This window comes from Micromonospora sp. NPDC047753 (assembly GCF_040642735.1).
Classification (GTDB): Bacteria; Actinomycetota; Actinomycetes; order Mycobacteriales; family Micromonosporaceae; genus Micromonospora.
The window spans coordinates 1-10,661 of record NZ_JBEYSL010000223.1; the positions used below are offsets into that span (position 1 = coordinate 1).

The window sequence follows — 10,661 nt, forward strand, 5'->3', positions numbered from 1 at the left end:
GTCGTCAGCTCGGTGACCTGGTCGCCCTCGTCGCCCAGCGAGGTCTCCCCGGTCACCCTCTCGGCCGTGGTGCAGAACATCGGCTCAGCGTCCGCCGGTGCGACGACAGTGAACTTCAGCCTGGCCGGCGCGGTCGTCGGCAGCGCCTCGGTGGGCGCGCTGGCCGCAGGCGCCTCGACCACTGTGTCGTTCAACGCCGGTACCCGGCCGATGGGCAGCTACGCCGTCTCGGCGGTGGTCGACCCGGCGAACACGATCGTCGAGCAGAACAACGGCAACAACAGCTTCACGGCAGCGTCGCCGCTGGTGGTGGCGCAGGCACCGGGCCCGGACCTTCAGGTGCTCAGCATCGCCTCGAACCCGCCGAACCCGGCCGTCGGGGCGTCCGTCACCTTCACCGTGACGGTTCGCAACCGGGGCACCACCGCGACCGGCGCGACCACCGTCACCCGACTGGTGGCGGGCAGCACCACGCTCAACACCAACACCGCCTCGATCGCCGCCGGCGCGACGGTCACCGTGGCCGTCAGCGGCACCTGGACCGCCACCAGCGGCGGCGCCACCCTCACCGCCACCGCCGACGCCACGAACGTGGTCGCCGAGACCAACGAGACCAACAACGCGTTCAGCCAGTCGATAGTGGTCGGGCGTGGGGCAGCCGTCCCGTACGTCTCCTACGAGGCGGAGGCCGGTCGTTACCAGGGCACGCTGCTGGAGACCGACGCCCTGCGGACGTTCGGACACACCAACTTCGCCAGCGAGTCGTCCGGTCGCAAGTCGGTACGGCTCACCAGCACCGGCCAGTTCGTCGAGTTCACCTCGGCCAACCAGGCCAACTCCATAGTGGTGCGCAACTCCATCCCGGACGCGCCCGGTGGCGGCGGCATCGAGGCGACCATCAGCCTCTACGTCAACGACGTCTTCTCCCGGAAGTTGACACTGTCGTCGAAGCACAGCTGGCTCTACGGCAACACCGACGGGCCGGAGGCGCTGACCAACACCCCGCAGGCCGACGCCCGGCGGCTCTTCGACGAGTCGAACGCGCTGCTGGCGCAGTCGTACCCGGCCGGCACCCGGTTCAAGTTGCAGCGCGACTCGGGTGACACCGCTTCCTTCTACGTCATCGATATGATCGACCTGGAGCAGGTGGCGGGGCCGGCGAGCCAGCCGGCCGGCTGCACCTCGATCACCTCGTACGGCGCGGTTCCGAACGACGGAATCGACGACACCGCAGCCATCCAGCGGGCGGTGACCGACGACCAGAACGGTGTCATCAGCTGCGTCTGGATCCCGGCCGGGCAGTGGCGGCAGGAGCAGAAGATCCTGACCGACGACCCGCTGAACCGGGGCACGCACAACCAGGTCGGCATCAGCAACGTCACGATCCGGGGCGCCGGCATGTGGCACTCGCAGCTCTACACGCTGACCGAGCCGCAGAACGTGGTGGGCGGCATCAACCACCCGCACGAGGGCAACTTCGGCTTCGACATCGACAAGAACACCCAGATCTCCGACATCGCCATCTTCGGCTCGGGCCGGATCCGCGGCGGTGACGGCAACGCCGAGGGTGGCGTCGGTCTGAACGGTCGCTTCGGCGCCGGCACGAAGATCAGCAACGTCTGGATCGAGCACGCCAACGTGGGCGTCTGGGTGGGTCGCGACTACGACAACATCCCCGACCTGTGGGGGCCGGCCGACGGGCTGGACTTCAGCGGCATGCGGATCCGCAACACGTACGCCGACGGCATCAACTTCAGCAACGGCACGCGCAACTCGCGGGTGTTCAACTCGTCGTTCCGCACCACTGGCGACGACGCGCTCGCCGTCTGGGCCAACCCGTACGTCAAGGACCGCAACGTCGACATCGCCCACGACAACCACTTCGTCAACAACACCATCCAGCTGCCCTGGCGGGCGAACGGCATCGCCATCTACGGCGGTTACGACAACTCGATCCAGAACAACCTGATCTACGACACCGCCAACTACCCGGGCATCATGCTGGCGACCGACCACGACCCGCTGCCGTTCTCCGGCACGACGCTGATCGCGAACAACGGGCTCTACCGCACCGGCGGCGCGTTCTGGAACGAGGACCAGGAGTTCGGTGCCATCACGATCTTCCCGGCCACCAGGGACATCGTCGGGGTCACCGTCCGGGACACCGACATCATCGACTCGACCTTCGACGGCATCCAGTTCAAGAACGGTGGCGGCAACATCCCGAACGTCGCCATCACCAACGTACGGATCGACAAGTCCAACAACGGTGCCGGCATCCTCGCGATGAGCGGCGCGCGTGGTAACGCCAACCTGACGAACGTGACAATCACCAACTCGGCCGACGGCAACATCGTCATCCAGCCGGGCTCGCAGTTCGTCATCACCGGCGGCTAGTTCGCCGCTTGATCAACACGGCTTCAGTGAAGTCGGGGTGTCCGCGGACTGCGGACACCCCGATTTCCATGAAGCCGAGTCGATCGCTTCGTCGCGTTCGCGGCGGTGAGCCGGCCCGTGCGATGATCAAGGCCGGCTCGCTGGCGGGAGGCTGACGAATCAGGATGGGTGTCGTGACGACCGGGCTCTGCCTCGCCGTACCCGCTCTGCTCGTGCTCTGGTTGTGGGGCCGACCTCTGCTCACCGGCCGCTGGAAGACTCCGGGCTGGTTCGCCGCGACGGCCGGGCTCTCGGTCGTCGCCACCGCTGTCACCTGGTTCGTCGGCGCGTTCTCGGGTTCATCCATGAGCTCGGAGGAGTCCTGCCGACAGGCCGGCGTCACCTACGACAGTGCCTACCGCGCCGCGCACTGGCGTGAGTCGTCGCGGTGGTTCCCCCTCCACGACCGGTGCAACGCCACCTACGACCTGGTGCCCGCCTGGATCAACCCGGCCCTGGTGCTGCTGTCCCTGCTGGCCGTCCTCTGCGTCGGCGCAGCGGTCTGGTTGGCCGTCGTGCGACACCGGACCGCAACGAATCGGGCGCCGGCCCGCAGATCTTGGACACTTTCCGTTCGGCCATGACGGAAACTGTCCAAGATCTGCACGCGCCTCGCTGCGGTGCAGTCCACTCGGATAGACGGACCCGGTGTGCGATGACGCGTTTCTGGGGCTGCGGTGGCTAGGCTGACCTGAGCAGAATGTCCCGCTGAGGGGGTGAGCCCGGATGGCCCAGGCCGCGTTCGCGCCGGAGCCGGCGCCGCAGCACACCGAGCCGTCGTTCGACGTGCTGCGGTGGCACGACGAACCCTGGACTGCGCAGCTCGCCCTCGACCTGTTGCCGGAGACCAACGGCCCCAAGGTTGAGGTCCTGAGCGGAAGCGTGATCGTGACACCACACGCGGGAATCGATCATCAGTCGGTCGAGCGGGAATTGCCCTACGTGCTGCACCGTGCTGCGCGGAAGGCCGGATTCTGGGTATATCCGGAGATCAACGTCATCTCCGGGGATGACCTCTTCATCCCGGACATCGCTGTGCTGCGGAAATCAGGTGGTGGCCGCACGACGGTCCCCATCGCCGAGGCGGTGTTGTTGGGGGAAATCGTTTCGCCGGGTAACCGGCGTAAGGACGTGATCGACCGACCCCGCGAGTACGCCGCCGTCGGGGTGCCGTTCTTTCTCCGGGTGGACCTGCGTAACCGGGTGCCGACCATTGCCCTGTTCGAGCTGTCCGACGGGGAGTACCGGCCGTTGGCCGCCGCTGCGGCGGGGAGCACCTTCGCGATGCGGGAGCCGTTCGAGTTCTCCATCGATCCGGCCGAGCTGCTGGACGAGGAGGAGCCGGCGGAGGGGGAGGGCTGAGGCTCCCAGCGGGCGTGCAGCGGCGGTGGGGAAGAATGGCCGGGTGACTACCCCCCGCGACCTTGTTCTGCTCGGGTCCACCGGCTCGATCGGCACCCAGGCCATCGACATCGTCCGGCGTAACCCGGACCGGTTCCGGGTGGTCGCCGTGGGTGCCGGCGGCGGCAACGTCGAGCTGCTCGCCACGCAGGCCCTCGAACTGGGCGTCGAGGCGGTCGGGGTGGCGAAGGCGTCCGCCGCGCAGGATCTGCAACTCGCGTTCTACGCGGAGGCGAGCCGGCGCGGATGGGCCACCGGTGACTTCAAGCTTCCCAAGATCGTGGCCGGGCCGGACGCCATGACCGAGCTGGCCCAGTGGCAGTGCGACATCGTGCTCAACGGGGTGGTCGGCTCGCTGGGCCTCGCTCCTACGCTGGCCGCGCTGCGCGGTGGTCGTACCCTCGCGTTGGCCAACAAGGAATCGCTGGTGGCCGGCGGCCCGCTGGTCAAGGCCGCGGTGACGCGGCCCGGGCAGATCGTGCCGGTCGACTCGGAGCACTCGGCGCTGGCCCAGTGCCTGCGCTCCGGGACGCGGGGTGAGGTGCGGCGGCTGATCGTCACGGCCAGCGGCGGCCCGTTCCGGGGTCGGCGGCGTGACGAGTTGACGCAGGTCACACCCGAGCAGGCCCTCGCGCACCCGACCTGGAACATGGGGCCGGTCGTCACGATCAACTCGGCCAGCATGGTCAACAAAGCCCTTGAGGTGATCGAGGCGCACGAGCTGTTCGACGTGCCCTACGCCGACATCACCGTGATGGTGCACCCGCAGTCGGTGATCCACTCGATGGTCGAGTTCGTCGACGGGTCGACGATCGCCCAGGCGAGCCCACCGGACATGCGACTGCCGATCGCCCTGGGCATGGGCTGGCCCGACCGGGTCCCCGAGGCGGCCACCGCCGTCGACTGGACGGCCGCGCACACCTGGGAGTTCGCGCCGCTCGACGACGAGGCGTTCCCGGCCGTCGCCCTGGCCAAGGCCGCCGGGGAGGCCGGGCGCTGCCGGCCGGCGATCTACAACGCGGCGAACGAGGAGTGCGTGGCCGCGTTCGTGGCGGGCCGGCTGCCGTTCCTCGGCATCGTCGACACCCTCGAACGGGTGTTGGAGGAGGCTCCGGACTTCGACGAACCAGGTACCGTCGAGGACGTGCTCGCGGCCGAGTCGTGGGCGCGCGCGCATGCGCAGGAGATCATCGCGGGTTCGGTGGAAGGAGCTTGATGTCGTACCTGCTCGGGGTGGTCCTCTTCGCCCTGGCCATTCTCATCTCGGTGAGCCTGCACGAGGCGGGTCACCTGCTGACCGCCAAGGCGTTCGGGATGAAGGTCACCAAGTACTTCGTCGGTTTCGGGCCCACCATCTGGTCGTTCCGGCGGGGTGAGACCGAGTACGGCCTCAAGGGCATCCCCCTCGGCGGCTTCTGCAAGATCGTCGGGATGACGCCGCAGGACGACGATGTCGAGCCGGGCGACGAGTCCCGGGTGATGTGGCGTTACCCGGTCTGGAAGCGGACCATCGTGATGGCCGCCGGGTCGATCACGCACTTCGCGCTCGCCCTGGTCACCATCTGGATCCTGGCCGTCTCCGCCGGCCTGCCCAACCCCGACTTCCCGACCACCGACGCGCAGGCCCGCCAGGAGCCCGCCGTCATCCAGCTCAGCCAGTGCGTGGTCCCGGAGAACGCGGTCCGCGCCTGCACCTCCGCCGACGCGGCCAGCCCGGCCGCCCAGGCGCAGTTGAAGAACGGCGACCGGATCACCTCGATCAACGGCACCCCGGTCAACTCCTACGGCGACCTGCTCACCACGCTGCGCGGGCTCAAGCCGGGCGACACCGCGCAGATCGCGTACGTCCGCGACGGGCAGCCGGCCACCACCAGCACCGTGCTCGCGCAGACGCAGCGTCCGCCGCTGGACAACCCGACCGGTGCCGCCGCCCCGGTGGCCGCCCTCGGCGTCGGGCTCGTCCCCAGCACGCCCACCCGCGTGACGTACGGCCCGGTCGGGGCCTTCGGCGCCACCGCCGACTTCACCGGTCAACTGGCCGTCGGCACCGTCCAGGCACTCCAGCGCCTCCCGCAGAAGGTCCCCGCCCTGTGGACCGCCCTCACCGGCGGCGAGCGCGACATCGACACCCCGATCAGCGTGGTCGGCGCCAGCCGGCTCGGCGGCGAGGCGGTCGAGAACAACGCCTGGCTGGTCTTCTTCATGCTCTTCGTGTCGCTGAACTTCTTCATCGGCGTGTTCAACCTGCTGCCGCTGCTTCCGGTCGACGGCGGCCACATCGCCGTCGCCTGGTTCGAACGAGCCCGCTCCTGGATCTACGCCCGGATCGGCCGGGCCGACCCCGGCCGGGTGGACTACCTCAAACTGATGCCCTTCACGTACGCGGTGATCCTGATCGGTGGCGCGTTCACGCTGCTGACCATCGCCGCGGACGTCGTCAACCCCATCACGCTCTTCTCAAGGTGAGTGCCTGAAGTGACAGCTATCAGTCTCGGTATGCCCGCCGTGCCGCCCCCGCCGCTCGCTCCCCGTCGGGCCAGCCGCCAGATCATGGTCGGTTCGGTCCCGGTCGGCGGCGGTGCGCCGGTGTCCGTGCAGTCGATGACCACGACCCTCACCTCCGACATCAACGCGACCCTCCAGCAGATCGCCGAGCTGACCGCGTCCGGCTGCCAGATCGTCCGGGTGGCGGTGCCGTCCCAGGACGACGTCGAGGCGCTGCCCGCGATCGCCAAGAAGTCGCAGATCCCGGTGATCGCCGACATCCACTTCCAGCCCAAGTACGTCTTCGCCGCGATCGACGCCGGCTGCGCGGCGGTCCGGGTCAACCCGGGCAACATCCGGCAGTTCGACGACAAGGTCAAGGAGATCGCCCGTGCCGCCGGGGCCGCGGGGGTGCCGATCCGGATCGGCGTCAACGCCGGCTCGCTGGACAAGCGGCTGCTGAGCAAGTACGGCAAGGCCACCGCCGAGGCGCTCGTCGAGTCGGCGCTGTGGGAGTGCTCGCTGTTCGAGGAGCACGGTTTCCGCGACATCAAGATCTCGGTCAAGCACAACGACCCGGTCGTGATGATCCGGGCGTACCGGCAGCTCGCCGAGCAGTGCGACTACCCGCTGCACCTCGGCGTCACCGAGGCCGGGCCGGCGTTCCAGGGCACCATCAAGTCGGCGGTCGCCTTCGGAGCGCTGCTGGCCGAGGGGATCGGCGACACGATCCGGGTGTCGCTGTCCGCCCCGCCGGTGGAGGAGATCAAGGTCGGCAACCAGATCCTGGAATCCCTCGGTCTGCGCGAGCGGGGCCTGGAGATCGTCTCGTGCCCGTCCTGCGGGCGGGCCCAGGTGGACGTCTACAAGCTCGCCGAGGAGGTCACCGCCGGCCTGGAAGGGCTGCCGGTGCCGCTGCGGGTCGCCGTCATGGGCTGCGTGGTGAACGGTCCGGGTGAGGCCCGGGAAGCCGACCTCGGCGTCGCCTCCGGCAACGGCAAGGGCCAGATCTTCGTCAAGGGGCAGGTCGTCAAGACGGTGCCCGAGGCCCAGATCGTCGAGACCCTCATCGAAGAGGCGCTGCGGATCGCCGACGAGATGGGCGCCGAGCTTCCCGAGGAACTGCGCGGGCTGGTCACCGGCCCGACCGTCACCGTGCACTGATTTTCCATGTGGAAACAGCGGCCGTTCCCCGTGCGGGGAACGGCCGCTGTGCGTTTGTGCTGATCGTGCGCTGTGGTGCGGGTTGGCGCTGTGGTGCGGCCTGGCGCTGTGGTGCGGCCTGGCGTCACTCGGATTCGGCGAGGATCGCGTACAGCTTGCGCCGGGTCTCGTCGAGCACCTGGGCGGCCCGCTCACGCTGGTCGTCGGTGCCGTTCATCATCACCTGGCGCAGAGCGTTCATCGCCTGCGTGCCGGAGTCACGGATGTCGTGCCAGCTGCTCACCGTGCCCTGGGCGACGTCCGCCCACGGCGGGGTCTGCGCGGCTTCGGTCGCCTCCGCCTGACCGGCCTCGGTGACGGTGAACCGCTTCCGCCCACCACCGGAATCCTCGGTGCTGGCGACGATCACGCCCTCGTCCTCCAGGAGCTGGAGGGTGGGGTAGATCGAGCCGGGGCTTGGCCGCCACGCACCGCCGGTGCGGGAGTCGATCTCCTGGATCATCTCGTAGCCGTGCATTGGCCGCTCGGTGAGCAGGGCCAACACGGAGGCTCGAACGTTGGGTCGTCGGCCCCGACCCCGACCACGGCCCCGGCCGCCCCAGGGGCCGCCGTGTCCGTGCTCGTGGCCATGGCCGTGCGGACCGGGCGGGACCGGTGGGAAGCCGAACCCCCGCATCCGGGCCTCGTGCATCGGGTGGTGCTGTCGGTGGAACCTCATGGGGCTCTTCCTTCCGTAGGACTATCGCTGATGCATCAACGATATATCGGCAATGCATCGCCGACAACCCCGATCTAACAAACCGTACGTACGTCTTGTTAGGGTGTCGGTCATGCGCCTGCTTCCCCCGCCGGGTCCGGCCCGGGTCCTCACCCTCGGCACTCTGGTCAAGACCGTGGGGCGGGGCCTCTGGCTCGTCGCCAGCGCGCTCTTCCTCACCCGGTCGGTCGGCCTGTCGGCCACCCAGGTCGGCATCGGGCTGACCATCTCGGCCCTGGTCGGTGTGTTGGCCAGCGCCCCGAGCGGCTACCTGGCCGACCGCGTCGGCCCACGCGGCGTGCAGGTCGGCGCGCTGTTCGCCGCCGGCACCCTGACCGTCGGCCTGGTCGCCGTCCGGTCGTTCCCCACGTTCGTGCTGGTGGGAGCCGCCACCGCGCTTGCCGACGCGGTCGAGAGAGGTGCCCGCGGCGCGTTGATCGCCGGAGCGATCCCGGCCGACCAGCGGGTCCGCACCCGCGCCTACCTGCGAGCCACCACGAACGTCGGGATCTCCGTCGGCGCCGTCCTCGGCGGCTTCGCCATCGCCGCCGACACCCGGACCGGGTACGTCGCGCTGATCCTGGCCTCGGCGGGGACATCCCTGGCAGCAGCGGTGGTCTTCCTTCGACTACCCACCGTCGCCCCGGTCGCCGCTCCGACGCACGGCCCTCGGCTGGTCGCCCTACGGGACCGCCCGTTCCTCGCCTTCACCCTGGTCGACGGGCTGATGTCGATGCACTTCAGTCTGCTCACCATCGCCCTGCCGTTGTGGATCGCCGGCCACACCCAGGCCCCAGCCTGGATGATCTCCGCGTTGACGCTGGTCAACACCGTGGCGGTGGTGCTCCTTCAGGTACGCGCCGCGGGCACCGCCGCCACCCTGCCCGGAGCCGCCCGCGCCGCTCGTCGAGCGGGCGTGGCCATCGCCCTGGCCTGCGTACTCTTCGCCGCCAGCGGCGCGCTGCCCACCGCCGGGGCGGTGGGCCTGCTCGGCCTCGGGGCGCTCGCGCACGTCACCGGAGAACTGTGGCACTCGGCCGCCGGCTGGGGGATCTCCTTCGGGCTGGCACCGGCGGACGCCCAGGGGCAGTACCAGGGGGCGTACGGCATGGGCTACGAGCTGGGCAAGATGCTCGCACCGGTAGTGGTGACCACCCTGGCCCTCGGCTGGGGCGTACCCGGCTGGCTCGTACTCGGTGCCCTGTTCCTCCTGCTCGGAGCCCTGGTGCCCCCGGTCGTCCGGTGGGCCGGGCGGACCCGGCCTCGGGTAACCGGTGCCGGCCTTGTCACTCGACCGGCGAAGCGGGGGGCTGATCTGGCAGGCTGATAGCCGTGCTGACGGTGCCGGTACGCCAACTGGGGGAATCGGAGCGCCGCGCGGTCGAGCGACTGCTCGACCATGACCCGTTCGCGGGCGCGCAGGTCGCCGAGCGCATCGCCGCGCGCGGACTCTCGTGGTGGCGGGCCGAGGGCAGAATCCTGGGGTACGGAGCCCGCCGCAACCTCGAATCACTCTGCTGGCTCGGCGGCAACCTCACGCCGGTGCTGGCCAGCGACGCCGCGGTGGCTGCCTTCGCCGACCTGCTCGCAGGCGAGGAGCGGCTCTGTTCCTCCATCGTCGGCCGGGCCGATGCCGTCCTCGGCCTGTGGGACCGCCTCTCCGACACGTGGGGGCCAGCGCGAGACGTTCGCCCCAATCAGCCACTGCTGGTCACCGACACGCTGCCACCCGTACCGGCCGATCCGGAGGTACGCCAGGTTCGCTCCGGCGAGGTCGACCGGCTCTTCCCGGCGGCGGTGGCCATGTACACCGAAGAGGTTGGCGTCTCCCCGCTTGCCGAGGACGGCGGACGCAGCTACCGCCGACGGGTCAACGACCTGGTCCGCACCGGTCGCGCGTACGCCCGCATCATCGACGGCAAGGTCGTGTTCAAGGCCGAGTTGGCAGTGGTCACCAAACGGACGGCGCAGATCCAGGGCGTCTGGGTGGCACCGGAGTGGCGAGGCCGGGGGATCGCCACCGCCGCCATGGCAGCCGTGGTCCGCGACGCGCTGCTGCGGGTCGCCCCCACCGTCAGCCTGTACGTGAACGACTTCAACCTCCCGGCCCGCCGCGTCTACGAGCGCTGTGGCTTCCAGCCGATCGGCACCCTGGCCACCGTCCTCTTCTGACCGCTGCCGGTGCGGGTGGTGATGCATCCCCGTAGATTTTGGACAGTTTCCGTTCTCGCCTAACGGAAAGTGTCCAAGATCTGCTGAGAGCCACCGACAGCATTCGCTCTGCCGACGCGCATCTGCTTCCGGGCTCGCCCGACGTCGCGGCACCTGCGAGCAATGACCAACGGCATGTGCCTGCCAGACGGAAACGGAAGCGCCGCTGGCCCGCCCCCCCCGGTGTTTGGGGGTGCGGCCCCCCGGC

9 protein-coding genes are annotated in these 10,661 nt (G+C 69.6%); 8 read left to right on the top strand and 1 reads right to left on the bottom strand.

Annotated elements, in window-relative coordinates:
- From ABZ749_RS19330 to ispG, 6 genes are all read left to right on the top strand, one after another.
- Positions 1 to 2,397: CARDB domain-containing protein (locus ABZ749_RS19330; RefSeq protein ID WP_357229608.1), on the top strand; the 2,397-nt coding region annotated here is incomplete at its 5' end.
- A 173-nt stretch (positions 2,398 to 2,570) separates the two neighbouring features.
- Positions 2,571 to 3,020 (top strand): hypothetical protein, encoded by a 450-nt coding sequence (locus ABZ749_RS19335; RefSeq protein WP_357229610.1) that lies wholly within the window; start codon positions 2,571 to 2,573, stop codon positions 3,018 to 3,020.
- Positions 3,021 to 3,162: 142 nt separating this feature from the next.
- Complete coding sequence (locus ABZ749_RS19340; RefSeq protein ID WP_357229612.1) at positions 3,163 to 3,798, top strand: Uma2 family endonuclease; 636 nt, start codon at positions 3,163 to 3,165, stop codon at positions 3,796 to 3,798.
- A gap of 43 nt (positions 3,799 to 3,841) precedes the next feature.
- Positions 3,842 to 5,053: a 1-deoxy-D-xylulose-5-phosphate reductoisomerase gene (gene dxr, locus ABZ749_RS19345; RefSeq protein WP_357229614.1), complete on the top strand. Its 1,212-nt coding sequence runs from the start codon at positions 3,842 to 3,844 to the stop codon at positions 5,051 to 5,053.
- Complete coding sequence (locus tag ABZ749_RS19350; protein ID WP_357229616.1) at positions 5,053 to 6,303, top strand: site-2 protease family protein; 1,251 nt, start codon at positions 5,053 to 5,055, stop codon at positions 6,301 to 6,303. Before dxr ends, ABZ749_RS19350 begins: the two co-directional genes overlap by 1 nt.
- 9 nt (positions 6,304 to 6,312) lie before the next feature.
- On the top strand, positions 6,313 to 7,485 hold the full coding sequence (ispG, locus tag ABZ749_RS19355; RefSeq protein WP_112588507.1) for a flavodoxin-dependent (E)-4-hydroxy-3-methylbut-2-enyl-diphosphate synthase: 1,173 nt from the start codon (positions 6,313 to 6,315) through the stop codon (positions 7,483 to 7,485).
- 124 nt (positions 7,486 to 7,609) lie between these two features.
- Here ispG and ABZ749_RS19360 read toward each other — a convergent pair whose 3' ends face one another.
- The gene (locus tag ABZ749_RS19360) at positions 7,610 to 8,203 is read right to left on the bottom strand and encodes a PadR family transcriptional regulator (RefSeq protein ID WP_355005206.1); all 594 of its coding nucleotides are present in this window, start codon (positions 8,201 to 8,203) and stop codon (positions 7,610 to 7,612) included.
- Positions 8,204 to 8,315: 112 nt separating this feature from the next.
- Between ABZ749_RS19360 and ABZ749_RS19365 the strand changes: the two genes are divergently transcribed.
- Together ABZ749_RS19365 and ABZ749_RS19370 are read left to right on the top strand one after the other, a co-directional pair.
- Complete coding sequence (locus ABZ749_RS19365; RefSeq protein WP_357229618.1) at positions 8,316 to 9,569, top strand: MFS transporter; 1,254 nt, start codon at positions 8,316 to 8,318, stop codon at positions 9,567 to 9,569.
- A gap of 5 nt (positions 9,570 to 9,574) precedes the next feature.
- Positions 9,575 to 10,414 carry a DUF4081 domain-containing GNAT family N-acetyltransferase gene (locus ABZ749_RS19370; RefSeq protein WP_196921561.1) on the top strand — a complete coding sequence of 280 codons (840 nt, stop codon included), beginning with the start codon at positions 9,575 to 9,577 and terminating at the stop codon, positions 10,412 to 10,414.
- Positions 10,415 to 10,661 lie beyond the last annotated feature (247 nt).

Coding starts and splice junctions, on each gene's coding strand:
- ABZ749_RS19340 (WP_357229612.1), top strand. CDS start 3,163: ATGGCCCAGGCCGCGTTCGCGCCGGAGCCGGCGCCGCAGCACACCGAG.
- ABZ749_RS19350 (WP_357229616.1), top strand. CDS start 5,053: ATGTCGTACCTGCTCGGGGTGGTCCTCTTCGCCCTGGCCATTCTCATC.
- ABZ749_RS19360 (WP_355005206.1), bottom strand. CDS start 8,203: ATGAGGTTCCACCGACAGCACCACCCGATGCACGAGGCCCGGATGCGG.
- ABZ749_RS19365 (WP_357229618.1), top strand. CDS start 8,316: ATGCGCCTGCTTCCCCCGCCGGGTCCGGCCCGGGTCCTCACCCTCGGC.